Raw genomic sequence first — 25,930 nt, 5'->3', positions numbered from 1 at the left:
GGATCCGATATCTAGTGGAATGCCCGGAAGGTACCCACTAGATCGGCGGTTGGTTAAGGAAGTGTTAGCAAAAAAAGTCGCAAAGGGTGTGGCCTTCGGCGGTTGTGCGCTGCCGTCTGGTGCAGGGATGCAACAAGGGCGAGTGAAGGCACTGTCTGTTGGCTCTTCTCCGCTCTGCCGACTGGCTTGCCGGGCCGTTGGCAGGGCTCATCCTCAGGGGTGATACTGGCCGGTGATATAGAAGGGACCTGTATAGGCCAGCTCCAGAGAAAACGCACAGGGGGCAGAGATTCGCGCCGTGATTGCCGCCCGTAGCGCCGCAAGTAACGTGTTGGAAAAATTTGTATCGCGATGCGGCTTCACCAGCACGAAGATTTTCACCGCAACATGGGTGTGGTGATAGGCGTCGGTCGGGTAACCGCGCCCCTTGCAATCGCCGGCACCATCGTCGTGGGACAGGATGACCTGTTCGATCTCAGCTAGGATCGCGGGGATATCAAGATCGAGATCGCTGCTGTATTTGATTTCGGCATGAGGCATTGGTGTGTCCATTGGGTTGGGCCGTGGGGCGTTTGGTGAGGCTGGGGCGTCTTAACTGATCCGCGCCACTAGCGTGGGCAAGGCGCTGAGATCGGCAATTTCGGTATATCGCGGGCTGTGAACCGGAGCAGGGGCATATTCGACCTCCCAGACCAAGCCATGCGGAACGTAAGTGCCCCAGCCGCCCGCCTCAATGATGGGCACTACATCGGATTGCATGGAGTTCCCCACCATCATTGCGTGTTCGGGGCCATCACCGTGTCGGGCGAAAATCTCGGAATAGATCTGTGGTGTTTTTTCCGAAACGATTTCGACCCCGTCGAAAAGATCCCCCAAGCCGGATTGCGCCAGTTTGCGCTCCTGATCCAGAAGATCGCCCTTAGTGACCAGCACCACCCGGTGGCTGTCAGCCAGGGCCTCCACTGCGCTTTGCGCATTGGACAGCAACTCAATCGGATAGGACAGCATCAACTGGCCTGCGACAATCAATTCCTGGATCACGGAGGCCGGCACGCGGGCATCCGTCACCTCAATGGCGGTTTCGATCATCGACAGCGTGAAGCCTTTCACGCCATAGCCATAGCGGCCAAGGTTTTGCTTCTCCGCGGCTAAGAGACGGTCGCCGATAGCTTGCGAATCGAACTCCTGCGGAACGTGGTCCATCAGCAACTCGGCAAAGCGATCCTGAGTAATGCGGAAAAATCGTTCATTATGCCAAAGGGTATCATCAGCATCGAAGCCAATTGTTGTCAATTTTCGGGTCAATCCGACACGCTCAATCCCTTTTCCTCTTCGTCAGAAAGGCTATATAAGCGGGACACCAAAATCCATCCACGATCGGAAGTCTGTGCCAATGCTGCCTACGCCAGTTATGATGTCGGATCATTCAGATGACGATACCGATCTCGGTGTCCTCACCAAGACCCGACCCAAAACGCAGCGTCCGCCGCGCTATAAGGTGCTGTTGCTGAATGACGACTATACCCCGATGGAATTCGTGGTCATGGTGTTGGAGCGCTTCTTCAACATGACACATGCCGAGGCGTTTGAAGTGATGCTGACCGTGCATAAAAAAGGCGTCGCTGTGGTTGGTGTGTTCAGCCATGAAATCGCCGAAACCAAGGTCGGACAAGTCATGGATTTTGCCCACCGCCATCAGCATCCACTGCAATGCACGATGGAAAAAGAAGAATAAAAAGAGGCTCCTAGATGTCTGTTCGCCTGTCCTTGGCCGTCGAGACGGGTGGCTTTCCCGTGCCCGAAAGCGGCCGTATAGCGGTGTTTCACCCCGCCTCTGATGTAGACCTGTCGGCGCTGCCGAAAGAGCGAGTGCTGATCGTCCAGCCCTTTGCGCCGGATCATGTCGCCCTTGCGGCGCGGGGCTATGACTGCGTGCCTGAGCTGCCTGCTGAGGTGCGGTTCGCGGCAGCGGTTGTGTTCCTTTCGCGTGCCAAGGCGCTGACGCGTGGCCTATTGGCGCAGGCCGCAGAGCTCAGCGACGGTCCTGTTCTGGTCGATGGCGGCAAGACGGACGGTGTCGATTCGGTGCTGAAAGCACTGCGCGCACGCTGTGACGTGTCGGCACCCATCTCAAAGGCTCACGGCAAGGCGTTTTGGTTCGATGCGACAGGCACCGACCTGAGCGACTGGCAGGTCGCAACCACGCAGATTGACGGAGGGTTTCAGACCGCTCCGGGGGTGTTTTCCGCAGATGGTGTCGATCCGGCCTCGGCCCTGCTTGTCGCCGCACTGCCCGCAAAGCTCGGCCGCAATGTGGTCGATCTTGGCGCTGGCTGGGGGTATCTGTCCTCAGCGGTTCTTCAACGAGAGACCGTGCAGGCGCTGCATCTCGTTGAAGCCGACCACAGCGCACTCAGCTGCGCCCGGGAGAATATCAACGATCCCCGTGCCCAGTTTCACTGGGCGGATGCCCGCAGCTGGCAGACAACCGAGCGGGTCGATTGTGTCATCTCCAACCCACCGTTCCACACCAGTCGCGCGGCGGAACCATCGCTGGGGCAGGCCTTCATCACAGCAGCCTCTGGGATGCTGGCGCCCGCCGGGGCCTTCTGGCTGGTTGCCAACCGGCATCTTCCCTATGAGGCCACGCTTGCGGAACAGTTTGCTACGGTATCGGAGGTCGCAGGTGATAATCGATTTAAAGTGCTGCAGGCCAGCCGCCCACGCCGTCATCGCCGCTGACGCAGACGGACGACAAAGGGTGGTTCCCTTGTTTCTGTCCGCAGTCTAGGTTGCAGAAATGAGGCTGGCCACTGGTCCATCCTCTCGGTCCTGACGGAGGTCATTTATGTCTTTTTCCATTTCCGGCAAAACGGCCATCGTCACCGGCTCTGCCAGTGGCATCGGCTTGGCCATAGGCAAGCAATTTGCTGCGGCTGGTGCCAATGTGATGTTTGCCGATACCGATGAAAAGGCCCTGCTGAGTGAGTTGGGCGCCCAAGCGGATGAGAGCAATATCCGCTATTTTGCCGGGGATCTGCGAGAACGGCTGACCATTGCCAATCTCCTGTCGGCAACCATTGATGCCTTTGATGAGGTCGATATTCTGGTCAACGGCGCCCGGCAGGTGGTGCCGACCGATCCACTGGACCCGGAAGATGAGTCGATGGAATTGCTGCTCAATGAAACTCTGCTGCCGACCATGCGGCTGTCACAACAGGTGGCGCGACGCATGATCAAACAGGGTGAGCAGCGCGACAGCAGCGGACCCAATGGCGCGATCATCAACCTGTCCTCCATAGCGGCGCGTCGGTCCCATCCGGAGCTCATGGCCTATTGCGTGGCATCAGCCGCACTCGATCAGCTGACGCGCTCCCTGTCGGTGTCGCTTGCGCCGCATCGGGTACGCGTCAATTCCATTGCCTTTGGCTCGGTTATGAGCGCGTCGATGCAGGCCACTCTCAAGGACAATCGCGCTTACCGGCAGGATATAGAACGGCATACGCCGCTGGGCCGGATTGCCTCGCCCAGTGAACTGACCGAGGCAGCGCAGTTCCTTGCCTCCGACGCGGCTGCCTTCATGACCGGACAGATTGTCACATTGGATGGTGGGCGCACGTTGCTGGACACGGTTGCAGTACCGGTTCATTAAACCATTTTACCCTTTCCTGCGGACATAGGCGACCAGATGAGCACCGATATGATCGACCAAAAGGCCCGCGCTGCGGCTTGGTTCAAATCTTTGCGCGATGATATTGTCGCGGCCTTTGAAGCGCTGGAAGACAGCCACGACACTGGCCCCTTCAGTGATCAGACGGCGGGCCGTTTCGAGATCAGCGAGACAAAGCGCACAGCCGAGGATGGCAGCGATGCCGGCGGCGGCCTGATGAGTGTGATGCGCGGTGGCCGGGTGTTTGAGAAGGTTGGCGTCAACATCTCTGAGGTTTACGGCACCCTGGGGGCTCGCGCACAATCCGCCATGGCGGCCCGCAAGGGGATCCCAGGCATGCAGGACGATCCGCGGTTCTGGGCCTCTGGTATCTCCCTTGTCGCCCATATGCAGAACCCCCATGCGCCCGCAGTCCACATGAACACGCGGATGTTCTGGACCCCGCACGCCTGGTGGTTCGGAGGCGGCTCGGATCTCAACCCTTGTATTGAGTATGACGAGGACACCGCCCATTTCCACCGCACCCAAGAGGAGCATCTGGCACCGCATGGGGACACGCTCTATGGGCAGCTGAAAGAATGGGCGGATGAGTATTTCTACATTCCCCACCGCAACCGGGCACGAGGCGTTGGCGGCATCTTCATGGATGATCGCAACAGTGGTGATTGGGAGGCCGACTTTGCCCTGACGCAGGACATTGGCCGCGCGTTTCTTCCCGCCTACCTGCCATTGGTTGAAAAACGCAGGCCCATGGTGTTCGGCGCAGCGGAAAAGGACATCCAGCTGGTCCATCGCGGTCTCTATGCAGAATATAATCTTGTCTATGACCGCGGGACTAAATTCGGGCTGGAGACCGGTCATGATGCCAATGCGGTGCTGATGAGCCTGCCACCAATGGCCAAATGGATCTGACGTCGCGGTGTTTTGCTGATCGCGGCAGGGGGACGCCTTGATCATTGCTCTGACTGGCCGGTCGCGCTTTACTGAGGCAAAGCGTGGTATCATACGCAGATCCGGGACAAATCAGGGCAGGTCCGTATGAGCAGAATTTGGCTGTTGATTGCAGCAGTGTTGACGCTGGCCGCCTGCGGGTCACGCACAGCATCTGTTGCGCCGCCTTCACCGCCGATCGGTCAGCCGGTTCAACCTGGTGAGACCGCTGCCAGCCTCGCACAGGCGCGCGCGCGGTTGATCACCCATCCCAAATTTGGCGACAGTGATCCACACCCGTGGAAGGGCCGCACGCCCTGGTCCTATCCGATCCACGGGATCGATGTCTCTCGCTGGCAGGGCGACATCAACTGGCGCCGGGCGAAGGCGGCAGGTATCAGCTTTGCCTATCTCAAGGCGACCGAAGGCGGCGATCTGGCGGATCCAAAATTCCGCGATCATTGGCGCGGTGCCCGGCAGGCCGGTGTGAAACGCGGGGCTTATCACTATTTTTATTTCTGCCGCCCTGCTGCGGAGCAGGCGCGCTGGTTCATCCGCCATGTCCCGCGCGACAGCGCCGCCTTGCCTCACGTGTTGGATATGGAATGGACCCCCCATTCGCGCACCTGCACAATACGCCCTTCCGGCAGCAAAGTCCGTGCCGAGGCGGATCGGTTTCTCGATATTCTTGAGGCGCATTACGGACGCCGCCCAGTGCTCTACACCACCGTTGACTTCTACCGTGATACTGGCATCGGTCGCCTGAAGGGCACCGAATTCTGGCTGCGCTCCGTTGCGGATCACCCTCATGTCACCTATCCCGGCGCGCTTTGGCGGTTCTGGCAATACACCGGCACCGGACGGGTGCCGGGGATTGACGGGAACGTCGATTTGAATGTCTTTGGCGGTGGACCAGAGCGTTGGTTGCGCTGGTCAGGGCAGATCTGAGGCTCCACATCTGGCATAGATCTTCTGGCTTCAAATGCCCCGGAGTGTAAGGCAGAACCTAGCCCCCTTGGCCAGCCCTTAGCGCTTCCAATCGAAGAAGCCCGCTCCCGCCTGTGCCAGCAGCTTTGTCGCCATTTCACGACCCAGTTCTGCGCCATCCTCAACAGGGCAGGTCTGCTCATCGCTGATCGCCTCAGAACCGTCAGGACGCAGAACTTCTCCGCGCAATCGCAGCGTCCGACCTTCCAGGGTTGCCAGCCCGGCAATCGGGGTCTCGCAGGAGCCATCAAGGGCGGCCAGAAACGCGCGCTCTGCCGCCAGCCGCTCTCCGGTTTCGCGGTCGTGAAGGGCTGCCAGCATATCGCCGGTGCGGCTGTCATCCGCGCGCCGCTCAATCCCGATGGCGCCCTGGGCGACGGCGGGCAGCATGTCTTCGGGCGGAATGGGTGTTGCGGGCACCTGGTCGGCGCCGAGGCGATTCAGACCGGCCATTGCCAAGAAAGTGCATTCTGCGACACCGTCGCGCAGCTTGGTCAGGCGGGTCTGAACGTTGCCGCGAAATTCCACCACCTGCAGGTCGGGGCGACGATGCAGCAGCTGGGCACGCCGCCGCAGGGAGGAGGTGCCGACAACGGCCCCCGCGCGCAGATCGGTGATGGCGGTCACATCTGGCGAGACAAAGGCATCACGTACGTCTTCGCGGGGCAGATAGGTATCCAGCAGCAATCCGGCAGGCTGCGCCACAGGCATATCCTTCATCGAATGCACTGCGATATCGATGGCGCCGGACAACAGATCCTCTTCGATTTCCTTGGTGAACAGACCTTTGCCACCCAGTTCCTTCAACGGTTTGTCCGCTGCGATCAGCGCCTGATTGTCACCGCTGGTTTTGATCACCACAATCTCAAAGGCGTCCTGTGGCAGATCGAAGGCTGCGACCAGCCGGGCGCGTGTTTCATGGGCCTGGGCCAGCGCCAGAGGCGAACCGCGGGTGCCGATTTTCAGGGGCGAAGCGGGGGAGGGCAGATCGATCTGTGTCATGCATTGACCCTTAATCGCGACATAATGCCATGACAAGCACCGGTCCTGCTGCCCTTGACAATTTGCCGCTAAGGCTAGACCTCAGATGCAACACAGATATGAGGGTGACCATGGCCGAACAGAAGAAACTGCTGCGTGCATTGGCGGGCGAGACACAGGATGTGCCGCCGATCTGGATGATGCGTCAGGCCGGTCGCTATCTGCCGGAATATCGCGCCACACGGGCCGAGGCGGGCGATTTTCTGTCGCTTTGCTATAATCCGGAGCTGGCAACGGAGGTCACCCTGCAGCCCATCCGTCGCTATGGGTTTGATGCGGCGATTCTGTTTGCCGATATCCTGCTGGTGCCGCAGGCGTTGGGAGCGGATCTGTGGTTTGTGACCGGCGAGGGGCCGCGTCTTTCGACAATCACCACCGAGGCGGATTTCGCCAAGCTGGGCCCGGTCAGCGATATTCATGAAACGCTGAACCCCATCTATGAGACGGTGCGCTTGCTTTCTTCCGCGCTGCCTGCAGAAACAACGCTGATCGGCTTTGCCGGTGCGCCCTGGACTGTCGCGACCTATATGATTGCCGGGCGTGGCACCCCAGATCAGGGGCCTGCGCATCTGCTGCGTCGGGAGAATAACGCGCTGTTTGAGGCCTTGCTGGCCCGTATCACAGAGGCGACGATTGAATATTTGTCGATGCAGATCAAAGCAGGCGCCGAGGTGGTTAAGATCTTCGACAGTTGGGCAGGCTCGTTGAGTGGCGAGGCGTTTGAGAAATATGCGCTGGAGCCTTGCCGCCAGATCACCGAGGCGCTGAAACAGCGCCACCCGAGTATCCCGGTCATTGGGTTCCCGCGTGAGGCAGGTGACAAATACGTCGGGTTTGCCAAGGCAACTGGGGTGGATTGTGTCGCGCTTGATAACTCAGTGGATCCTGAATGGGCCGCAGCCCATGTTCAGGTGGACGGCTGTGTGCAGGGCAATCTCGCGTCTCGTCATATGGTCACCGGCGGTCAGGAGCTGGTGGATGACACACGCCGCATTGTCAAAGCCTTTGGTAACGGGCCGCATATCTTCAACCTTGGTCATGGTATCACGCCTGATGCGGACCCGGATAATGTGCAGCGCATGATTGATGCTGTGCGGGACGGCTGATCCGTCTGCACTCCATAATGTAATGCTTACGATAATCTTGCGCGCTGAGGCCAATTGCGGCATCAGCGCCTTTTGCGATCACGCCGAAAGGGCAAGTCGATGGACTACAAGAAATCTGGCGCCCCCAGAAAGGGCAAGAACAGCCCGCGCCACCAAGAACACAACGCCAAAGGGTCCGACAAAAACCCCTACGGCGGCCGCGAAACAAAAGCGGGCCTGCTCGCGCGGATGAAGGCGGCAGCTGAGAAAGCCAAGAAAGCCGATTAATCTAGCGTTGGGGCTGCATCAGGTCGGCCAGTATCTGGGCCGTATGCTCACCGCGTTCTGGCGCTGGGGGGGCGGTCCAATCCCCCTGACCTGAGAAACGCGGCGCGGGTGCAGCCTGAAGGCCATTGTCTGCCATGATCCAGGTCCTGCGCGTGTTCATCGGGTGGGTTACTGCTTCTTCCGGCGACAGAACTGGGGCCACGCAGGCGTCGCTGCCGTCGAACAGATCAGCCCAATAATCGCGCGGCTGGTTGGCAAAGACCCCGGTCAGCCGCGCGGCCAGCACCGGCCACAGCCCTTTGTCATGCTGCTGGGCGAATTGTGCATCCTCGCCCAGATCCAGACGTGACAGAAACTCTGCATAGAATTGCGGTTCCAGACATTGCACGCTGATATGGCCGCCGTCAGCGCAGAGGTAGCAGCGGCTCCAATGGGGCCCATCAAGCAGGCTCGCCCCGCGCATCGTCGCAAACTGTCCGGCCTGCTGCAATGTCATCAGCAGGTTCATCATATGGGCCGAGCCGTCGTAGATCGCAGCATCGACCACACATCCGGCGGGGCTGCTCTCGTGGGTGTTTCCGCGCCTAACAAGTGCTGCGAGAATACCTGCGACCAGATAAAGCGCACCTCCGCCAATATCGCCTAGCAGCGTCGCAGGCGGCTGCGGCGGCGTTCCTGGCGTCGCGTCATACCAAAGCGCGCCGGAGAGCGCGGTATAGTTCAGATCATGGCCTGCAGTTTGGGCCAATGGGCTGTCCTGCCCCCAACCGGTCATGCGGCCATAGATGAGACCAGGGTTACGGGCATGGCAGGCGGCAGGCCCAAGGCCCAGACGCTCCATCACGCCGGGTCGAAACCCCTCAATCAACACATCGGCGCTTTCGACCAGTTGCAGCAGTGTCTCCACATCGGCGTCGGACTTCAGATCTAGCGTGATAGAGCGTTTGCCCCGGTCGATGATCGGATGCGGTGGCATCAGACCTGTGTTGTCCCCCTTGCGGTGGACGCAAATGACGTCAGCCCCAAGATCCGCCAACATCATCGCGGCAAAGGGCGCAGGCCCCAGTCCTTCAATCTCAATCACACGAATTCCCTGCAGCACTGCGGTGCCTCCTTGGTCGTGATGCTGGCGGATCGGCCAGGCTTTATCGGTAGCTTAGCGGCTTTCTGCCCTTTCCCAATAAAGCCGTTGCGGCACGTCCTGAGCAGAACTGAGTTTGGATCGGCTTTTTCTGAAGAAATGTCTTGAAGCTCTAGTCGCTGTAGTAACTACATAGTGCGCTGACAGGATATGAGAGCAGGAAAGGTGGCGTTGAGATGGCCAGGGATACGGGTGAGCAACTGGAGTGGCGGGTAACAGGAATGGACTGTGGGTCCTGCGCGACCAAACTGCGCGGCGCGGTTGAGCGATTGCCGGGTGTCAGCGGGGTTGAGGTCGCGATGATGGCCGAACGGCTGCGTCTGGATCTGGACCCGCAAGAGGGATCGGTCATCGCCGTAGAGAAGGCGGTGCGCAAGTTGGGGTTTGATCTGATGGCCCGTGGTGACGGCGCAGGGGCCGACCGGAACCCCTGCTGCGACACCCCGCAGGCCGGCGCATCCACCGCAACCGAGGCACCTGCATGGTATCGCAGTGGTAAGGGGCAACTGCTGCTGGGAACCGGTTTGCTGCTGGCGCTGGCCTGGGGAATTAAACTCTTGGCGTCCCCTACGGTGGGTCTCTGGGCGTTTATGCTGGCAACCCTGATTGGCGTGGCTCCCATCGTACGCCGCGCCTTTGCGATGCTCCGGGCGGGAATGCCCTTCACCATCGAAATGCTGATGTCGATTGCGGCGATTGGCGCCTTGTTTATTGGTGCCGCAGAAGAGGCCGCGCTGGTGGTGTTTCTCTTTGCTGTGGGCGAAATGCTTGAAGGATTGGCCGCGAACAAAGCGCGAGACGGGATTCGCGCGCTGGCCGATCTCGTGCCCAAGACGGCGCTGGTGGAGCGGGGAGATGTGTTGGAGGAAGTCGCAGCAGACAGCCTGCGTGAAGGTCAGATCGTTGTGGTGCGCCCCGGTGACCGCGTGCCCGCCGACGGCGCGGTTATCGATGGGGTCTCTGGCGTCGACGAAAGCCCGGTGACAGGTGAAAGCGTCCCGCGCCTGAAAGAGCCCGGTTCCGAGGTTTTTGCCGGATCGATCAACGCCGAGGCTGTCCTGCGGGTGCGCGTGACCCGTGCGGCGGCAGATAACACGATCTCTCGGATCATTCGCTTGGTTGAAGAGGCCGAGAGTGCCCGTGCGCCAACTGAGCGATTTATCGACCGTTTCAGCCGTGTGTATATGCCCATCATCGTCGGGGTCGCCCTGTTGGTGGCACTGGTGCCACCGCTTGGGTTTGGTCTGGATTGGAATACATGGATTTATCGCGCGCTTGCGCTGCTGCTGATTGGTTGCCCCTGCGCGCTGGTGATCAGTGTTCCGGCGGCCATTGCTTCTGCTTTGTCAGCCGGGGCGCGCCACGGTCTGTTGCTGAAGGGCGGCGCGGTCATTGAGGCCGCAGCGGGCACCACTCATGTGGCTTTTGACAAGACCGGGACATTGACCCGTGGGCGGCCTCAGGTCACGGATATCGTCGTCCATCATGGCAGCGAGGGTAAGCTGCTGGAACTGGCCGCCGCTGTTGAGCGCGAGTCGAGCCATCCGCTGGCAGAAGCGATCTGCGCGCGGGCGGCAGACAGCGGCGTGGATAGTCCATTGGTACAGGAGGCCCGTGCAGTGCCCGGCAAAGGCGCCTCCGCCAAAGTTGGATCCTTTGTGATCACTGTCGGATCTCCGCGTTTTGCCTCAGAAACCGGCGTCATGACGGAGACCGCCATAGCGCAGACGGCAAAGCTGGAAACGCAGGGCAAGACGGTTGTCGTCCTGTTCAGCGACGAGGTGCTCTATGGTTTGATCGCGCTACGTGATGAACCCCGCGAAGATGCGGCTGATGCGGTGCAAAAGCTGAAGCGGATGGGGATCAATGCGACCATGCTGACCGGGGATAATGCCCGCACGGCAGAAGCGATTGCCGGGCAATTGGGCTTGGATCATCGGGCGGAGCTGATGCCGGAGGATAAGGTCACGGCGCTGCAGGATCTCACCCGGAGCGCTCAGGTCATGATGGTTGGCGACGGAATCAACGATGCGCCGGCGCTGGCGACGGCTCAGGTCGGGGTCGCAATGGGGTCCGGCACCGATGTCGCGCTAGAGACCGCAGATGCGGCGATCCTGCGCAACCGTGTCAGCGACGTGGTTGGCGTGATCCGGCTGTCCCGTGCGACGCTGACCAATATTCGCCAGAACGTTGCCGTTGCGCTGGGGCTGAAGGGTGTCTTCCTCGTCACGTCGGTCCTTGGTATGACCGGCCTGTGGATCGCCATTCTGGCTGACACTGGCGCCACGGTGCTGGTGACACTCAATGCGTTGCGTCTGCTATCGTTCAAACCGTCGCTGACGAGCAGCGATAGCTGACGGGTAGTGCCGTCAGTCGTCGCAGCGGATCAGTAGTGCGGCGGACGTTCGTCACCGATGACAACGCCGCCGCCACCGTCCTGTTCACGGGCAGCTTCGCGCTGATACAGCATGGCGACGCGATGGGTCAGCCGGTCGATCTCTGATTGCTGCCGATTGATCACCTCGCTCAGCTCATCGACGGTGCGCGTCAGGTGGGCGATCTGCTCTTCGAGATGTTGCATTGCTGTCTCCTTAGGTCTGACGCTCTCATATGCGCTGGCGGCGGGCGCGTCCATGCTGTCACAAGTCTGAAACACAGTGCCTGCATGTGAGGCAGCGCAGAGACGCCTTGCCGGGTGTGCACCTCTGCCGCCTTGCTGTCAGCCCGCCCTTGGGCTAGACCGCCGGGCGAGTATCTGACCCATTTGACACCCCGAGGAGGCCAAGATGGCCAAAGTCAAGAAACAGCCCCGCCCCAAGGCGATCACGCCCAAGGGCTTCCGTGACTATTTCGGCGAAGAGGTGAGCCAGCGCAGCGAGATGCTGCAGGCCATTGCGGGGGTTTATCATCGCTACGGGTTTGATGCGTTGGAATCTTCTGCGGTGGAAACTGTTGAGGCGCTGGGCAAATTCCTGCCCGATGTCGATCGGCCCAATGAGGGCGTCTTCGCTTGGCAGGAATATGACGAAGGCGGCAATGGTGACTGGATGGCGCTGCGCTATGACCTGACCGCCCCTCTGGCCCGGGTCTATGCCCAGCATCGCAACGATCTGCCGACGCCATATCGCCGCTACGCGATGGGGCCGGTCTGGCGCAATGAGAAGCCAGGGCCGGGGCGCTATCGCCAGTTTTATCAATGTGACGCCGATACCGTTGGCACCGCTTCTATGGCGGCGGACGCTGAGATTTGTGCGATGCTCTCTGATACGCTGGAAACCGTCGGCATTCCGCGCGGTGACTATCTGGTACGGGTGAACAACCGCAAGGTCCTGAATGGCGTGCTGGAGGCGATGGGGCTTGAGGCGGGCGACGCCAAACGTGACGATGTTCTGCGCACCATCGATAAGTTTGATAAGGTGGGCGAGGCTGGTGTCCGCGAATTGCTGACCAAGGGGCGTCTGGATGCCTCTGGTGCCTTTATTGACGGTGTTGGTCTTTCCGATGATCAGGCTGCGCCCGTGCTGGCCTTCCTGACCTCCAAAGGGGCGGACGCGGCCAAGACCCTTGCCAACCTCAGCGAGGCGGTTGGCAGCAGTTCCATTGGAGCTGAGGGTGTCGGCGAATTGGAGCAGATCGGTGATCTGCTGGCCGCAGGCGGTTACGGTGCTGACCGCATCGACATTGACCCCTCGGTGGTGCGCGGTCTTGGCTACTACACCGGGCCTGTCTATGAGGCAGAACTGACCTTTGAGATCCTTGACGAGAAAGGCCGCAAGCGGCAATTCGGTTCGGTCTCTGGCGGTGGACGTTATGATGATCTGGTGAAGCGGTTCACCGGTCAGGAGGTTCCTGCAACCGGCGTGTCCATTGGTGTGGATCGCCTGTTGGCGGCGCTGCGTGAAAAGGGACGGATCAAGGCAGAGGCCACTGGCCCAGTCGTGGTTACCGTTATGGATAAGGCCCGCATGGCGGATTATCAGGCCATGGTGGCCGAGCTGCGCAATGCAGGCATCCGTGCAGAGGTCTATCTGGGCAACCCCAAGAATTTTGGCAACCAGCTGAAATATGCGGACAAGCGCAATTCGCCCATCGCGGTGATCGAAGGTGGCGAGGAAAAAGATCGCGGCGTGGTGCAGATCAAGGATTTGATCCTTGGCGCACAGATTGCCGAGAATGCCACACTCGAAGAGTGGAAAGAGCGCCCGAGCCAGTTTGAAGTGCCACGCGGTGATCTGGTCGCCAAGGTGCGCGAAATCCTTGCAGGGCAGGGCTGAACGATGGGTGATCGTCTGAGTGCTCTGTCGCTCGCCGCGCGGCTACGCATGAGCTTTGAGGCTGCTGGCGCACGGGTGGTGGAACCGCCGTTTCTACAGCCTGCCGAAACGCTGCTGGATCTCTACGGCGAGGATATCCGCGCCCGTGCTTATGTAACCTCCGATGCGTTGCGCGGGGAACAGATGCTGCGTCCTGATTTCACTGTGCCGGTGGTCGAGATGCACATGCGCGACGGTGCAGAGCCTGCGCGTTACACCTATGCAGGCGATGTATTCCGCCGTCAGGAACATGACGAGGACCGCGCCAACGAATATCTTCAGGTGGGGTATGAGGTTTTTGAACGCCATGACCCGGCGGGATCAGACGCTGAGGTTTTCGCGCTGATTGCGCTACAACTGCGCGACCTGCCAGTGCGCGCCGCAACCGGTGATATCGGTATCCTTATGGCGGCGGTTGAGGGGCTTAACACCACTTCACTGCGCAAGGCGGCCCTGATGCGTCATATCTGGCGGCCGCGCCGGTTCCGGGCGATGCTCGACCAGTTTGCCGGGCGCAGCCCGGTGGCGGGAAGCCGTCGCAAGCTGCTGTCTACCGAAGGGGTGCTGACCGGGCAGGTGCCCGCCATTGGCAAGCGGCGTCCGGCGGAGGTGGATGCCCGCGTTGAGGCCCTGCGCGCCGATGCGGCGGCCTCGCCAATCGCTGAGAATGAGCTGACCGCGCTGGAGGCGCTGATGGCGGTGCGCGAGACCATTCCCTATGCGTCGGAACAGTTGCGCGACATCGCTGTAGACCTGCCTGCGATCAACCCGGCGCTGGACCGGCTCGATGCGCGTACTGCGGCGATGAAGGCGCGGGGCATTGATGTCGACAACCTTGATTTCGAAGCCTCCTACGGACGCACGTCAATGGAATACTACGATGGCTTCGTTTTCGGATTTTACGCTGATAGCCGTCCAGATCTGCCGGTGATTGCCAGCGGCGGTCGCTATGACGCGCTGACGCGGCAGCTTGGACAGGGGGCGGAAATCCCCGCCGTCGGCGGTGTGGTTCGTCCCGATCTGATGCTGTTGCTGGAAGGGGTGAAATCATGAGCCTGAAGCTTGGGGTGCCGTCCAAGGGGCGGCTGATGGAAAAGACCTTCGAGTGGTTTGCAAAACGCGGGATCACCCTGTCGCGGACCGGATCGGACCGTGAATATGCCGGCGCAGTCGCGGGGATCAACGGGATCGATCTGGTGCTGCTGTCCGCCGGGGAGATGCCACGCGAACTGGCCGCCGGACGCATCCATCTCGGGGTGACCGGAACTGATCTGGTACAGGAAAAACTACCCCTCTGGGAGCAGCAGGTAGAAGAAATCGCAGGCCTCGGCTTTGGTCATGCCGATCTCATTCTGGCGGTGCCGCAAATTTGGGTCGACGTGGAAACCATCGACGATCTGGATGCGGTCGCCGCCGCTTTCCGGGCGAAACACGGCCACCGGCTGCGGATCGCGACGAAGTATCACCGTCTTGTGCGTGAGTACCTGATGGATGCGGGTGTTGCGGACTATCAGCTGGTCGATAGCCAGGGCGCGACCGAGGGGACCGTCAAGAATGAGACTGCTGAAATGGTTGCCGATATCACCTCGACTGGGGAAACCCTGCGGGCCAACCACCTGAAGTTGATGTCGGACGGTCTGATCCTGCGCTCGCAGGCCACGTTATGGCGCAGCCGGGTGGCGAAATACAGCGCTGAGGAAAAGGCCACATTGGGCGACCTACTGGAACGCCTACACGGCTAATCCGGGCCGAGATCCGAGCCTAATTGGCGGAACAGAGTCAAATTAGAAGCGCAGGAATGAAGGCCGCACAGGGATCTCTTGGTGCGGCCTTTTTCGGTTACGGCGCTCACCCGTAGCAAGCATGCTTAGTCCCTGTTTGAAAACCTCCTGTTGGCCTCTACCTAAAGATTGGCAGGCGCATGCGCGCGCAGGCGGGAGCAGTACCATGGTTTCTGCCAACATGCGCTCAGGCGTTCGCTCCGATACAACAAGGGAGACCAGAAAGATGACAGTGACCAAAGCCGCGACCAAAGCCGCGCTGATCGCTATTCCGCTGCTCTTGAGCGCCGGTGGGGCTGCGCTTGCGCAGGACACCAGCATGAGTTTTTTCGTGACCAGCATTGGCTCGGGAAAGGGCGGTGATCTCGGTGGGCTCGAGGGTGCTGACGCGCATTGTGCCAACCTAGCCGAAGCTGCCGGTGTCAACGGCAAAACCTGGCGCGCCTATCTCAGCACGCAGGAAGAGGGCAAGCGCGGGATTTCAGCGCGTGATCGGATTGGCAGTGGTCCTTGGCATAATGCCAAGGGCGTGCAGATCGCGGGCAATCTGGATGAGCTACATCTTAGCCCCAATATCGTCAAATCCACTGGGCTGGATGAGAATGGTAATCTGGTGAATGGACGGGGCGATCGCCCGAATGTCCATGATCTGCTGACCGGGACCATGGCGGATGGCACCGCTTACTTCCCTTGGATGGAGGGCGATAAGACCTGTAGCAACTGGACCAGTTCCGGCGAGGGTAGCGCCACGGTTGGGCATCATGACCGCCATGGCGGCGGCAACACATCCTGGAATGCGGCCCATGACACGCGTGGCTGTTCGATGGAGGCCCTTGCCATGACAGGTGGCGCCGGGCTGTTCATGTGCTTTGCCACAAACGGCGGCTAACGGCGAAGCAATGGACTAAGAACACAAAAGGCGCCCAAGGGCGCCTTTGCATATTTGGTCGGAGCGAGAGGATTCGAACCTCCGGCCCCTGCCTCCCGAAGACAGTGCTCTACCAGGCTGAGCTACGCTCCGACCGTGGCGCGGAATTACACGGCAGGAATTGGATATGCAAGCCCTATTCCGCCGGTTTCTCCTCGCTTCGCCGTTTCAGCATGAGTGATACATTGGTGCCGCCCGCAGTATATCCACGGGTCCGGGTGCGCAAAACCGGGGTGTTGTCGGACCGTCCGCCAAAGGCTTCACGGAGCACAATAAAAATGCCGCTGGCGATGATGATCGCGGCGCCGACCAATGTCATCAAATCGACCTTTTCGTTGAAGAGCATCACGCTGAAGATAGTGGCCCAGATGATCTGGGAATACTGCATGGGAGCGACGATCGCCGCCTCGCCGATGGTATAGGCGCTGACCGTCAGCAATGTCGCGCAAAACCCAAACAGTGCGACAATCGCGATGCCGCCAAAGGTCACGCCTTCCAACGGGACATAGACCAGCGGCAGTGCCAGCCCCATGACCGCAAAAGTCATCAGCATAGGATAGATCATAAGCACGACCCGGCGCTCATCAGCGCTGATTTTGCGCAAAACGACCGACTGAAAGGCAGCGCAAAAAGAGGCAAAAAGCGCTGCCGCATGACCCAGGCCAAAGCTGGTCGCACCGGGGCGCAGCACCACCATCACGCCGATAAAGCCGACCACAACCGCTGCCAATCGCGGCAGCCCGACACGTTCGCCCAAGATCGGGATCGATAGTAGGGTGATCAGCAGTGGCGTGGCAAAAAGCAACGCATAGGTTTCAGCCAGCGGCAGCTCGGAAAACGCATAAAAGGCGCTGGCAGGAATGACGGCCATGGTTGCTGACCGCGCAGCCATCCACCAGGGGTGGACCGGTCGCAGATGGCCGGGAGTGGCATCTTTCACCAACATCAGAACCAGCAGGGGAAAGGACAGCAGACTGCTGAAGAACACCAACTGAACCGGTGATACATCCGCGCCGAGGATCTTGACCACCACATCGTGGGTGGAAAAAATCGCATAGGCCAATAGGGCAAGCAGAGCGGCTTTTATGTTCATAGGTTCATCCGGGTCGGCGCAAAGAAATACGGCAGATGGTCCGCACTATAGCGCTAACACTGTCAGGGAAATACTAAAAAAGCCGTCAGTTGTCGCGGATCAAACCGTCGGTCCGCGCGCGGAATCTGGGCTGTTGCCTGCCAGGTCCGAGATCGGTCTGGGCAGGATGCGGCGGGGCCTTTTGGCGGCCCGCGCCAGGATTTCACACCAAAGCTTTTAGAGGCTGTCGTCGAGGGCGGCGATGATCACATCACCCATCTCTGAAGTGCTGATCGGCGAGACGCCTTCTTCACCCAGCAGATCGCCGGTGCGGTGACCATCGGCCAGTACTTTTTCCACCGCAGTTTCCAGACGGTCCGCCTCGGACCCCTGATCAAAGCTGTAGCGCAGTGCCATTGCAAAGCTGAGGATACAGGCAATTGGATTTGCCTGGCCCTGACCTGCGATGTCCGGTGCAGAACCGTGTACCGGCTCATAGAGTGCTTTGGGGCGACCGTTTGCCATTGGCGCGCCGAGCGAAGCAGACGGAAGCATACCCAACGAGCCGGTCAGCATTGCTGCACAGTCGGAAAGGATGTCGCCAAAGAGGTTGTCGGTGAGGATCACGTCGAACTGTTTTGGCGCTCGGACCAGCTGCATCGCGCCGTTGTCGGCATACATGTGGGACAGCTCGACCTCGGGATAGTCCGCAGCAACGCGGGTTACCACCTCGCGCCACAGGATGCCGGATTCCATCACGTTGGCTTTTTCCATCGAGCAGAGTTTTTTGTTCCGGCGCATCGCCAGTTCAAACGCAGAGCGGGCGGCGCGTTCGATTTCGCTCTCTGTATAGCGCTGGGTATTGATGCCCACCCGCTCATTGCCTTCCTCAAAGATGCCGCGCGGCTCACCGAAATAAACACCCGAGGTCAGTTCGCGCACGATCATGATGTCGAGACCGGCAACGATGTCTTTTTTCAACGAGGAGAAATCTGCCAGCGCGTCAAAGCATTGCGCCGGACGCAGATTGGAGTAGAGATCCATCTCCTTACGCAGACGCAGAAGGCCGCGCTCGGGCTTTACGGAGAAGTCGAGATCATCGTACTTGGGGCCACCTACGGCGCCTAGCAGGACGGCGTCGACCTCCTGCGCCTTCTCCATGGTCTCATCCGCCAGCGGTTTGCCATGCACATCGTAGGCGGCACCACCAACAAGATCCTCGCTCACATCGAACTGTAGATCGCGCTTTTCGCCATACCAGCTGATGACCTTGCGGACCTCGGCCATGACCTCGGGGCCGATCCCGTCGCCGGGCAGAATCAGAATCGATGGATTGGACATATGGGTACTCCTTGAAAGCGTTGCAGTCGGGGTAACGGGAGATCGCCCTTGGGTCAATATTCCGGGCGCATGTAGCGCCTAATCGCTTTGTTTTTATGGCTAAGTGGGCGGCTTTCGCGCCATCTTATTGCAGCAAAGCTGCTACTGGATTTGCAGATCTGTCCAGACCAGCGCATGACGGCTGGCAGGGCGGTCTGCGCCGCCCTCCTTGGCCGCGATTTCGGCAGGCCATATCAGCCCTGACGCGACAACCTGCAACGCCCGTGAAGGCAGGACGTAGTCGACCCGCATCGAACCGGATGTGCCCCAGTTGACGGTATTTGTGCGCCCCGCTGCATCCGGTGGTCGCGGGTCCTGCAGGCGCGGATCGCGGAGCAGATCGGCAATGGCCGTGCGCCGTCCGGCCCCTTTGTCCGGGTCGAGGTTGGCTCCACCCACAATGACCCATGGTTCGGTTGGCGTGGGGCCAAGCCCGCCATCCAGCAGGACCTGCCAAAGCCTGATTTCGTCTTGGTTGCGCATTCCGTTCCGATCTTCCGGCCCGTCGAACAGCGGGGGTGTCGCCTGAAACGCCATAACAGACAGTTGCTCCCCACTGGGCAGTAGGATGGGCACGATCCAGTGCCCGGTTGTCGACAGGCGCTGAGCTGCTAGCGCATCACGGCTGGGGAAGGGGGTGCCATTTGGGTATGTGGGCAGCGTGGCACCGGGCAGATCCTGCCAGAGCAATTCGGACAGATCTCTCACTTCAGCGCGCAGAATGGGCAGCCGAGAGAGGATGGCCATGCCGTCCTGTCCGGTGAACCGGCCATAGCCCTGTGCATCCCGCGCGTTGCCCAATCGCCCATCGCCGTTCATGTCGTGCCCGGTCGGCATGCCAGTATTGGGCCGCGCTGCGTAGATATGGCCATAACGGGGAATGCGTTTGGACAACAGATTACGCAGCTCGATCACGCTGCGGCCTTCATGGTCCCAATCAATCCCCTGCAAGACAAGTATGTCCGCATTGGCCTCGGTGAGGGTCTGCAGAATGGCGCCGACTTGCGGATTCTTGCCGCGTTGCAGATCCCGCAACAATAGGCCGGGGCCCTTGCGGGACAGCTCCGTATTAAAGCTGGCAATGCGCAATGTCTTTGCGGGGTCCGCTTCGGCAGGGCCGATCAATGGAAGGAGAGCGGCCAGCAGGAGCGTGGCCAGCCGTCTCATGCGGTTTGCAATGCCTCTGAACTGGCATAGGCCGCGCGGCGCTTTTGCGCGATCAGCTCTGAGATTCTCAGCATTGCAAGGCCGCGCATGATCATTGATGCAGGAACAAAGGCCCAGGCAGAGACGACCCAGACCAAGGTCTGCGGAGCCGCCAGAAGGCCGGGATCCACCACACCGGATGTGAGCTTCACGAGCGCCGGCAGCGCAAAGGGCAGAAGTACGCCACCTACAATATTGATCCGGGCATCCCGTTGAAGCCGCTCAACCACATCGCCGCCGGTTGTGGGGTCAAAGAGAGGCAGATTGGTCCAGACGTTGAAAGGCCCATTGCCGAGCGGCCAGTCCCGAAGCCGGATCGCCAATGCAAAACCGAAGATTGTGATGAGGGCAATCATATAGCTGAGCGCCGCTGACGCCATCACCTGTGTGATAAGATCTGGCGCCACATGGGCGGGCATCATCAACCCGGTCAGCTGGATCGGGGAGAACGCGAAATCAAGTGTGTCGCCCAGCCCGGAGGCCAGACCATGCACCAGAGAGGTGAGGGCGGTGGCGTCCATCGGATGACGGGCCACCAGGCTGACCAGAATGACGATCAGAGCCAATGATATAAACCGCATTCTGTTCAGCGGTGGAGCCTCGCGAAACTCCACGAAACTTGGATAGCTTGAGAAATACTCGGCGAAGGTGAGCGCTGCGGCGAGGATGGCAAGCAGGGCAATTACCTCGGGTGACCGTGTTGCTGCATCTGGCAACAACAGCGATGGCATTGCAATCAACAATGCAACAAAGATGCCGCGGATTGCCGCGCCTGTAATCCGTGCTATCACGCCTCGATCCCTTCAAACTGGACTGGCCGGTGCATCGCCGTGCCGTTGTTCCAACTTGATGCCCGCATGCATTTCTTGATGAAATGTCTCTGCTGAGCGCTGCCTCATTTCCGCCTTATTTGTGCCTGTCAGCGGGATATTGCTCAAGTTCGCACCAGGGTTTCGGCGAGGTTTTGCGTGTTTTGGGTGGTGGGGTGGTGCTGGTTTGCATCAGTGGCCGTGGCTTGGGTCAAATAAAAACAAGCACTTATGCAGTGGTCCACAAGATGTTGTGGCTGGACCGCATGGCTGGGATAGTGGGGGCTATCAGGGGAGATTTCTGCACCGGTCAGGCTTGGGCATGCTGCTCGAGGTTTGGTTGGAGGCTGGGATGACCCGTCATATCGCAGAACGCTACATCAGATTCGCGCAGTTGGAGGCCGCAGGTCAGTCGCCGATTTATGAGAGGCTGGCACTGCATGTGGCACGCTCGCAGAACTGTCTCGGTTTTCTGTCGACGCTGCCTGCGGATCGCCAGCAACCCAACCTGCTGTTTGCTGCAGTACGCCACGTTGCAGGCAACATTTCCTGTCCGGAGGCATTTGACAGGGTCATCCGTGACCGGGCCGAGGAAGTCGCTACGGTAATGCGGAGACGGACGGCGCAGACAAATGAGCCAGGGCGCTGCGCAGTCTTGCTGCCGCTTTTGGCGCAGATCACCGGACCGATCGCGTTGATTGAGGTGGGTGCTTCTGCGGGTCTCTGCCTGTTACCAGATGTCTATGGATACGACTGGGGCGACCATAAGCTGCCCCCGCCGCCGGAGTTTGAAGGTCGTGCCCCGATATTGCAGTGCAACACATCACCGGGTACACCACGACCGATGGCTCACCTTGATATCATCTGGCGGGCGGGGCTGGATCTGAACCCTCTTGACGTCAGTCGCGATGCTGATGTGGCCTGGCTGGAACAGCTGGTCTGGCCCGAACATCAACTGCGCCTTGATCGGCTGCGGTCCGCGGTTTCGGTCGCACAGTGTTGCCCGCCGCGTCTGGTGGCCGGAGATCTGACGCAGGATCTGCCTGCGTTGATCGCTGAGGCACCGGCCAATGCAACCGTCGTCGTCTTTCACACCGCCGTTCTGACCTATGTCGCGGATCAACAGCGGCGGGATGCCTTTGCCAGGAATATGCTTGAGAGTGACGCAATCTGGATCAGCAATGAGGGGCCGCGCGTCTTCCCCCAGTTTGCAGCCCGTGCAGGTCAGCATCGGGAAGATATGTTTTTACTTATGCAGGACGGTCAGCCCTTGGCGTGGACCGGCCCGCATGGGCAGCAGATCGCGTGGCTTTCTGCAACTCAAGCATAGGGCGCAAGATAAAAGCCGCCCATTGGGGCGGCTTTTCGCGGTGATACCGAAGGTTACCCTATGTCGGGTCAGACCCAGGGGCGCTCCTGCGCAGCCTTGTCCTCAAAGCTGGCGATGGAGGTGGCTTTCTCCATGGTCAGACCAATGTCGTCGAGCCCGTTCAGCAGGCAGTGCTTTTTGAACGCGTCAACTTCGAACTTGATCACTTCACCATCGGATGTGCTGATCTCCTGCGCTTCCAGATCGACAGTCATGCGCGCGTTGGCGCCTTTTTCCGCGTCCTTCATCAGCAGATCCACCTGCTCCTGCGGCAGGACAATCGGCAGGATGCCGTTCTTGAAGCTGTTGTTGAAGAAGATGTCGGCGAAGGATGTGGACACGATGCACCTGATGCCAAAGTCGGCAATCGCCCAGGGCGCGTGTTCGCGAGAGGAGCCACAGCCGAAGTTGTCGCCCGCAATCAGGATCTCTGCATCGCGGTACTGCGGCTTGTTCAGCACGAAGTCCGCAATCTCGGATCCATCGCGGTTATAGCGCATCTCGTCAAACAGGTTCTTGCCGAAACCGGTGCGCTGAATGGATTTCAGGAACACCTTCGGGATGATCATGTCGGTGTCGATGTTGACCAGCGGCATGGGGGCAGCGATGCCTTGGATTTTTGTGAACTTTTCCATTTTGCAGGCTCCTTAGTTCAGCTCGCGCACGTCGGTCAGCTTGCCGGTCAGGGCAGCAGCGGCAGCCATGGCAGGAGACACCAGATGGGTGCGACCCTTATAGCCCTGACGACCTTCGAAGTTCCGGTTGGAGGTCGCGGCGCAGCGCTCTCCTTCGGACAGCTGGTCGGGGTTCATAGCCAGACACATGGAGCAACCCGCAAGACGCCATTCAAAACCGGCGTCCTGGAGGATCTCGGCAATGCCTTCTTCCTCGGCCTGAGCACGGACCAGACCAGAGCCGGGAACGACCATAGCACGCATGCCGTCCTTGATCTTCTTGCCCTTCACGACCTCTGCCACGGCGCGCAGATCTTCGATGCGGCCGTTGGTGCAGGACCCGATGAACACGGTGTCGATCTCAATGTCGGTCAGCTTCTGGCCGGGGGTCAGCCCCATGTATTCAAGCGAACGGCGGGCCGCCTCGATCTTGCCGCCGGTGAAGTCCTCAGGTGCAGGGACAACGCCGGTGATCGGCAGCACGTCCTCGGGGCTGGTGCCCCAGGTCACAACCGGCTGGATGTCTTCGCCCTTCAGGGTGACAACCTTGTCGAAATGGGCGCCTTCGTCGGTGAACAGCGTCTTCCACCAGTTCAGTGCGGCTTCCCACTGGGCGCCTTTCGGAGCATGCGGGCGGCCTTTGACATATTCGAATGTGGTCTCATCCGGCGCGATGAGGCCAGCACGGGCACCGCCTTCGATCGCCATGTTGCAGACAGTCATGCGGCCTTCCATCGTGAGATCGCGGATCGCTTCGCCGCAATACTCAATCACATAGCCGGTGCCACCCGCGGTGCCGGTCTCGCCGATCACAGCCAGCGTGATGTCCTTGGCAGTAACACCCGGCTTCAGCTTGCCGGTGATCTCCACCTTCATGTTTTTGGATTTCTTCTGGATCAGCGTCTGGGTGGCGAGCACATGCTCTACCTCAGAGGTGCCGATGCCATGCGCCAGTGCGCCGAATGCACCGTGGGTGGCGGTGTGGCTGTCGCCGCAGACCACTGTCATGCCGGGCAGGGTCCAGCCCTGTTCCGGGCCAACGATATGCACGATGCCCTGACGGACATCATCCACTGGGTAATAGTGCACGCCGAATTCACGGGCGTTTTTGTCGAGCGCTTCGACCTGAATGCGGCTTTCCTCATTCTCGATGCCTTTGGCGCGGTCGAGCGTGGTCGGCACGTTGTGATCCGGCACCGCGATGGTTTTATCGGGCGCGTGTACCTTGCGACCTGCCATGCGCAGGCCTTCAAACGCCTGCGGGCTGGTCACTTCGTGAACCAGATGGCGGTCAATATAGAGCAGGCAGGTGCCGTCTTCTGCTTCATGCGCAACATGCGCATCCCAGATTTTGTCGTAAAGCGTCTTGGGGGACATGAGTCCTCTCCCGTAGTTTTTGGAATATAGCTGGCAAAATGGCTTGGCGGCAGCCTTATAGCCGCGCCAGGACCGTGCGGGCGGCACCAAAGAACCGTTCGCGCAGGCGTGCGCGATCTTGCAGCTCGATATGATGGGCCAAAACGAGGGTCATGGCTGTCAGATACATCTGCTGGCCGTGGCAATCAAGATTCGTTCTGAAACGCAATGAACAGGAGGGCGGCACTAGGGATTGCGGTATCAGCCAAAGTCGCGCCTTGATTGGAACCAGAAGGGGCGTCAGACTCGCTGGCAAAAGGGAGCGTTATGAATCCGGACGAACAGATCGAGACCAAAGATGCGCTGGCCGAAAGCACGGCTGAGGCGATTGAGCTGGGGCAGCAGCTGTGGGACTTCCTGACCAATACGGCTGAGGTTCTGCTGCGCCCCTGGAATGCCTATCAGCTCGGGATCGCAGCAGGTCTGCTGGTGTTGGCCGCGGTTTTGGCCAAACCCATCGCAGGGGCTTTTCACGATTGGCTGCGTGGTCGCACTGGCTGGCCGCGTTGGCGTATGCGGGCGGGGCTTGTCTTGCACAAGCGTATTCGCGGCATCCTTTTTGTTTTGCTGATCTGGACCACGGTTCTGATCATGCAGGATATCACCTGGCCCAGCAGATCACGCCTATTGGTGGTGATCGCAAACCTATCCCTGGCCTGGTTGATCGTGTCTTTCGCGACGCGGCTTGTTGCCAATCCGCTCCTGCGAAAGCTGGTAAAATATGGCGCCTGGACCTGGGTCACGCTGCGCATCCTCGGAATTACGGCTGAAGCAACGGCGTTTCTTGACAGCGTGGCGATTGATTTTGGGGATCTGAGGATCTCGTTGTTCTTGATTGTTCAGGCGGTGGTCATTCTCGGTGTCATGCTTACGCTTGCGCGCGCGATTTCATCCGTTGCCGCGAACCGGATCCGTAACAATCCGGACATCTCACCGTCAATGCAGGTTCTGGGCGCCAAGCTGGCGCAGATCCTGCTGCTTGGCGGTGCCTTCTTTATTGGGTTGAAGGCGATCGGAATCGACCTGACGGGTCTCGCGGTCCTGTCTGGTGCCATCGGTGTCGGCCTTGGTTTTGGCCTGCAAAAGGTCGTATCCAATCTGGTGTCGGGCCTCATCATTCTGCTGGATAAATCCATCAAGCCGGGGGATGTAATCTCGCTGGGCGAGACCTTCGGCTGGATCAATTCTCTCGGCGCGCGCTACGTGTCGGTGGTGACCCGTGATGGGCGAGAATATCTGATCCCGAACGAGGATTTCATCACCAATGAGGTGGTCAACTGGTCCCATACGGACCGATTCGTGCGGCTGGATCTGAATTTTGGCACCGGCTACAGCGATGACCCGCATGAGGTGCGCCGGGTTGCAATTGAGGCCGCCAAGACCGTGGGGCGTGTGCTGAGTGGCGGCAATCGCGCGCCCGTCTGTCACATCGTCGGATTTGGGGACAGCAGTGTGGATTATGTTCTGCGGTTCTGGATCAGCGATCCGACAGGCGGGCTCACCAACATCCGCGGCAATGTCTATCTGGCGCTCTGGGATGCCTTCAAAGATGCCGGAATCTCAATCCCCTTCCCGCAGCGGGAGGTGCGCGTGTTGAACGAGGCCCTGCCTGTGGCAATGCAGGACTGAGACGCGTTCTGACAGGGGAGGCGGGTCAGGCACGTCGTTATTTCACGCTGACCTTACGCCTGCACAGCGCGCATAGCAGCCGGCCATCAAGGTTCATTGAAAAACCGCATATGGCTTGCTACATTAAGGCAACCCCAGCGCCGGGGGACCGGCGGCGCGTTACAAGGAGGACAATGTCCTGTCACCCGAACCTCAGGCGGCCCCAGATGCT

26 protein-coding genes and 1 tRNA gene are annotated in these 25,930 nt (G+C 59.9%); 14 read left to right on the top strand and 13 right to left on the bottom strand.

Annotated features, from left to right (window positions below; genetic code table 11):
• Positions 1–213: 213 nt before the first annotated feature.
• Positions 214–552, bottom strand: coding sequence for a hypothetical protein (locus tag J4721_RS11190; RefSeq protein WP_211002704.1), 339 nt, complete (start codon positions 550–552; stop codon positions 214–216).
• 39 nt (positions 553–591) lie between these two features.
• On the bottom strand, positions 592–1,305 hold the full coding sequence (locus J4721_RS11185) for an HAD family hydrolase (protein WP_211002703.1): 714 nt from the start codon (positions 1,303–1,305) through the stop codon (positions 592–594).
• 88 nt (positions 1,306–1,393) lie between these two features.
• On the opposite strand from J4721_RS11185, the gene clpS reads away from it, so the two are divergent.
• The 5 genes from clpS (at position 1,394) to J4721_RS11160 (ending at position 5,548) form a co-directional block, all read left to right on the top strand.
• Positions 1,394–1,735: an ATP-dependent Clp protease adapter ClpS gene (gene clpS / locus J4721_RS11180; RefSeq protein ID WP_014875880.1), complete on the top strand. Its 342-nt coding sequence runs from the start codon at positions 1,394–1,396 to the stop codon at positions 1,733–1,735.
• A 14-nt stretch (positions 1,736–1,749) separates the two neighbouring features.
• On the top strand, positions 1,750–2,742 hold the full coding sequence (locus J4721_RS11175; RefSeq protein ID WP_211002702.1) for a class I SAM-dependent methyltransferase: 993 nt from the start codon (positions 1,750–1,752) through the stop codon (positions 2,740–2,742).
• A 106-nt stretch (positions 2,743–2,848) separates the two neighbouring features.
• Positions 2,849–3,652, top strand: a complete 804-nt coding sequence (locus tag J4721_RS11170; protein WP_102873528.1) for an SDR family NAD(P)-dependent oxidoreductase — start codon at positions 2,849–2,851, stop codon at positions 3,650–3,652.
• A 36-nt stretch (positions 3,653–3,688) separates the two neighbouring features.
• Positions 3,689–4,582 carry an oxygen-dependent coproporphyrinogen oxidase gene (gene hemF / locus J4721_RS11165; RefSeq protein ID WP_211002701.1) on the top strand — a complete coding sequence of 298 codons (894 nt, stop codon included), beginning with the start codon at positions 3,689–3,691 and terminating at the stop codon, positions 4,580–4,582.
• A 126-nt stretch (positions 4,583–4,708) separates the two neighbouring features.
• Positions 4,709–5,548, top strand: coding sequence for a GH25 family lysozyme (locus tag J4721_RS11160; protein ID WP_027248633.1), 840 nt, complete (start codon positions 4,709–4,711; stop codon positions 5,546–5,548).
• A 78-nt stretch (positions 5,549–5,626) separates the two neighbouring features.
• On the opposite strand, the gene hemC is transcribed toward J4721_RS11160, so the two are convergent.
• A complete protein-coding gene (hemC, locus tag J4721_RS11155) occupies positions 5,627–6,589 on the bottom strand; it encodes a hydroxymethylbilane synthase (RefSeq protein ID WP_014875875.1) in 963 nt (320 codons plus the stop codon).
• Between the two features lie 110 nt (positions 6,590–6,699).
• Here hemC and hemE point away from each other — a divergent pair, with 110 nt between their 5' ends.
• A complete protein-coding gene (hemE, locus tag J4721_RS11150) occupies positions 6,700–7,734 on the top strand; it encodes a uroporphyrinogen decarboxylase (RefSeq protein ID WP_102849706.1) in 1,035 nt (344 codons plus the stop codon).
• Between the two features lie 99 nt (positions 7,735–7,833).
• Positions 7,834–8,001, top strand: coding sequence for a hypothetical protein (locus tag J4721_RS11145; RefSeq protein ID WP_199538326.1), 168 nt, complete (start codon positions 7,834–7,836; stop codon positions 7,999–8,001).
• Between the two features lies 1 nt (position 8,002).
• Here J4721_RS11145 and J4721_RS11140 read toward each other — a convergent pair whose 3' ends face one another.
• Positions 8,003–9,103 carry a CaiB/BaiF CoA-transferase family protein gene (locus J4721_RS11140; protein WP_211002700.1) on the bottom strand — a complete coding sequence of 367 codons (1,101 nt, stop codon included), beginning with the start codon at positions 9,101–9,103 and terminating at the stop codon, positions 8,003–8,005.
• 215 nt (positions 9,104–9,318) lie between these two features.
• Between J4721_RS11140 and J4721_RS11135 the strand changes: the two genes are divergently transcribed.
• Positions 9,319–11,499 carry a heavy metal translocating P-type ATPase gene (locus J4721_RS11135; protein WP_211002699.1) on the top strand — a complete coding sequence of 727 codons (2,181 nt, stop codon included), beginning with the start codon at positions 9,319–9,321 and terminating at the stop codon, positions 11,497–11,499.
• A gap of 29 nt (positions 11,500–11,528) precedes the next feature.
• On the opposite strand, the gene J4721_RS11130 is transcribed toward J4721_RS11135, so the two are convergent.
• A complete protein-coding gene (locus J4721_RS11130; RefSeq protein WP_014875870.1) occupies positions 11,529–11,723 on the bottom strand; it encodes a SlyX family protein in 195 nt (64 codons plus the stop codon).
• 205 nt (positions 11,724–11,928) lie between these two features.
• On the opposite strand from J4721_RS11130, the gene hisS reads away from it, so the two are divergent.
• From hisS to J4721_RS11110, 4 genes are all read left to right on the top strand, one after another.
• Entirely contained in the window at positions 11,929–13,416 is a 1,488-nt protein-coding gene (hisS, locus tag J4721_RS11125; protein ID WP_014881139.1) for a histidine--tRNA ligase, read from the top strand.
• Between the two features lie 3 nt (positions 13,417–13,419).
• Complete coding sequence (locus J4721_RS11120; protein WP_102855437.1) at positions 13,420–14,508, top strand: ATP phosphoribosyltransferase regulatory subunit; 1,089 nt, start codon at positions 13,420–13,422, stop codon at positions 14,506–14,508.
• Positions 14,505–15,197 carry an ATP phosphoribosyltransferase gene (gene hisG, locus J4721_RS11115; protein WP_211002698.1) on the top strand — a complete coding sequence of 231 codons (693 nt, stop codon included), beginning with the start codon at positions 14,505–14,507 and terminating at the stop codon, positions 15,195–15,197. Before J4721_RS11120 ends, hisG begins: the two co-directional genes overlap by 4 nt.
• Before the next feature lie 265 nt (positions 15,198–15,462).
• Positions 15,463–16,125 carry a hypothetical protein gene (locus J4721_RS11110; protein WP_076617363.1) on the top strand — a complete coding sequence of 221 codons (663 nt, stop codon included), beginning with the start codon at positions 15,463–15,465 and terminating at the stop codon, positions 16,123–16,125.
• Positions 16,126–16,180: 55 nt separating this feature from the next.
• Here the strand turns inward: J4721_RS11110 and J4721_RS11105 are convergent.
• The 5 genes from J4721_RS11105 to J4721_RS11085 form a co-directional block, all read right to left on the bottom strand.
• A tRNA-Pro gene (locus J4721_RS11105) sits at positions 16,181–16,257 on the bottom strand.
• Positions 16,258–16,300: 43 nt separating this feature from the next.
• On the bottom strand, positions 16,301–17,257 hold the full coding sequence (locus J4721_RS11100) for a DMT family transporter (protein WP_211002697.1): 957 nt from the start codon (positions 17,255–17,257) through the stop codon (positions 16,301–16,303).
• A 216-nt stretch (positions 17,258–17,473) separates the two neighbouring features.
• Entirely contained in the window at positions 17,474–18,577 is a 1,104-nt protein-coding gene (leuB, locus tag J4721_RS11095) for a 3-isopropylmalate dehydrogenase (RefSeq protein WP_211002696.1), read from the bottom strand.
• A gap of 141 nt (positions 18,578–18,718) precedes the next feature.
• The gene (locus tag J4721_RS11090) at positions 18,719–19,783 is read right to left on the bottom strand and encodes an endonuclease/exonuclease/phosphatase family protein (protein WP_211002695.1); all 1,065 of its coding nucleotides are present in this window, start codon (positions 19,781–19,783) and stop codon (positions 18,719–18,721) included.
• Complete coding sequence (locus J4721_RS11085; protein ID WP_211002694.1) at positions 19,780–20,613, bottom strand: hypothetical protein; 834 nt, start codon at positions 20,611–20,613, stop codon at positions 19,780–19,782. The genes J4721_RS11090 and J4721_RS11085 overlap by 4 nt, the downstream gene beginning before the upstream one ends.
• A gap of 370 nt (positions 20,614–20,983) precedes the next feature.
• On the opposite strand from J4721_RS11085, the gene J4721_RS11080 reads away from it, so the two are divergent.
• Positions 20,984–21,961, top strand: coding sequence for a DUF2332 domain-containing protein (locus J4721_RS11080; RefSeq protein ID WP_211002693.1), 978 nt, complete (start codon positions 20,984–20,986; stop codon positions 21,959–21,961).
• A 68-nt stretch (positions 21,962–22,029) separates the two neighbouring features.
• On the opposite strand, the gene leuD is transcribed toward J4721_RS11080, so the two are convergent.
• Genes leuD through J4721_RS11065 form a run of 3 tightly spaced genes read right to left on the bottom strand, consistent with a single transcriptional unit; the run spans position 22,030 to position 24,220 of the window.
• The gene (gene leuD, locus J4721_RS11075) at positions 22,030–22,635 is read right to left on the bottom strand and encodes a 3-isopropylmalate dehydratase small subunit (protein ID WP_014881131.1); all 606 of its coding nucleotides are present in this window, start codon (positions 22,633–22,635) and stop codon (positions 22,030–22,032) included.
• A gap of 12 nt (positions 22,636–22,647) precedes the next feature.
• The gene (gene leuC, locus J4721_RS11070; protein WP_211002692.1) at positions 22,648–24,051 is read right to left on the bottom strand and encodes a 3-isopropylmalate dehydratase large subunit; all 1,404 of its coding nucleotides are present in this window, start codon (positions 24,049–24,051) and stop codon (positions 22,648–22,650) included.
• Positions 24,052–24,106: 55 nt separating this feature from the next.
• A complete protein-coding gene (locus tag J4721_RS11065) occupies positions 24,107–24,220 on the bottom strand; it encodes a hypothetical protein (protein WP_027248644.1) in 114 nt (37 codons plus the stop codon).
• 137 nt (positions 24,221–24,357) lie between these two features.
• Between J4721_RS11065 and J4721_RS11060 the strand changes: the two genes are divergently transcribed.
• Positions 24,358–25,719 carry a mechanosensitive ion channel family protein gene (locus J4721_RS11060; RefSeq protein WP_102914483.1) on the top strand — a complete coding sequence of 454 codons (1,362 nt, stop codon included), beginning with the start codon at positions 24,358–24,360 and terminating at the stop codon, positions 25,717–25,719.
• Positions 25,720–25,930 lie beyond the last annotated feature (211 nt).

Source organism: Phaeobacter sp. HS011 (assembly GCF_018101215.1).
GTDB classification, from domain to species: domain Bacteria; phylum Pseudomonadota; class Alphaproteobacteria; order Rhodobacterales; family Rhodobacteraceae; genus Phaeobacter; species Phaeobacter inhibens.
This window is presented reverse-complemented; position numbering and strand designations above follow the sequence as displayed.

Excerpts from the sequence above, each read along its gene's own strand:
- J4721_RS11190 (WP_211002704.1), bottom strand. The coding sequence starts at position 552 with ATGGACACACCAATGCCTCATGCCGAAATCAAATACAGCAGCGATCTC.
- clpS (WP_014875880.1), top strand. The coding sequence starts at position 1,394 with ATGCTGCCTACGCCAGTTATGATGTCGGATCATTCAGATGACGATACC.
- J4721_RS11175 (WP_211002702.1), top strand. The coding sequence starts at position 1,750 with ATGTCTGTTCGCCTGTCCTTGGCCGTCGAGACGGGTGGCTTTCCCGTG.
- J4721_RS11170 (WP_102873528.1), top strand. The coding sequence starts at position 2,849 with ATGTCTTTTTCCATTTCCGGCAAAACGGCCATCGTCACCGGCTCTGCC.
- hemF (WP_211002701.1), top strand. The coding sequence starts at position 3,689 with ATGAGCACCGATATGATCGACCAAAAGGCCCGCGCTGCGGCTTGGTTC.
- J4721_RS11160 (WP_027248633.1), top strand. The coding sequence starts at position 4,709 with ATGAGCAGAATTTGGCTGTTGATTGCAGCAGTGTTGACGCTGGCCGCC.
- hemC (WP_014875875.1), bottom strand. The coding sequence starts at position 6,589 with ATGACACAGATCGATCTGCCCTCCCCCGCTTCGCCCCTGAAAATCGGC.
- hemE (WP_102849706.1), top strand. The coding sequence starts at position 6,700 with ATGGCCGAACAGAAGAAACTGCTGCGTGCATTGGCGGGCGAGACACAG.
- J4721_RS11145 (WP_199538326.1), top strand. The coding sequence starts at position 7,834 with ATGGACTACAAGAAATCTGGCGCCCCCAGAAAGGGCAAGAACAGCCCG.
- J4721_RS11135 (WP_211002699.1), top strand. The coding sequence starts at position 9,319 with ATGGCCAGGGATACGGGTGAGCAACTGGAGTGGCGGGTAACAGGAATG.
- J4721_RS11130 (WP_014875870.1), bottom strand. The coding sequence starts at position 11,723 with ATGCAACATCTCGAAGAGCAGATCGCCCACCTGACGCGCACCGTCGAT.
- hisS (WP_014881139.1), top strand. The coding sequence starts at position 11,929 with ATGGCCAAAGTCAAGAAACAGCCCCGCCCCAAGGCGATCACGCCCAAG.
- J4721_RS11120 (WP_102855437.1), top strand. The coding sequence starts at position 13,420 with ATGGGTGATCGTCTGAGTGCTCTGTCGCTCGCCGCGCGGCTACGCATG.
- hisG (WP_211002698.1), top strand. The coding sequence starts at position 14,505 with ATGAGCCTGAAGCTTGGGGTGCCGTCCAAGGGGCGGCTGATGGAAAAG.
- J4721_RS11110 (WP_076617363.1), top strand. The coding sequence starts at position 15,463 with ATGACAGTGACCAAAGCCGCGACCAAAGCCGCGCTGATCGCTATTCCG.
- J4721_RS11100 (WP_211002697.1), bottom strand. The coding sequence starts at position 17,257 with ATGAACATAAAAGCCGCTCTGCTTGCCCTATTGGCCTATGCGATTTTT.
- leuB (WP_211002696.1), bottom strand. The coding sequence starts at position 18,577 with ATGTCCAATCCATCGATTCTGATTCTGCCCGGCGACGGGATCGGCCCC.
- J4721_RS11090 (WP_211002695.1), bottom strand. The coding sequence starts at position 19,783 with ATGAGACGGCTGGCCACGCTCCTGCTGGCCGCTCTCCTTCCATTGATC.
- J4721_RS11080 (WP_211002693.1), top strand. The coding sequence starts at position 20,984 with ATGACCCGTCATATCGCAGAACGCTACATCAGATTCGCGCAGTTGGAG.
- leuD (WP_014881131.1), bottom strand. The coding sequence starts at position 22,635 with ATGGAAAAGTTCACAAAAATCCAAGGCATCGCTGCCCCCATGCCGCTG.
- leuC (WP_211002692.1), bottom strand. The coding sequence starts at position 24,051 with ATGTCCCCCAAGACGCTTTACGACAAAATCTGGGATGCGCATGTTGCG.
- J4721_RS11065 (WP_027248644.1), bottom strand. The coding sequence starts at position 24,220 with ATGTATCTGACAGCCATGACCCTCGTTTTGGCCCATCATATCGAGCTG.
- J4721_RS11060 (WP_102914483.1), top strand. The coding sequence starts at position 24,358 with ATGAATCCGGACGAACAGATCGAGACCAAAGATGCGCTGGCCGAAAGC.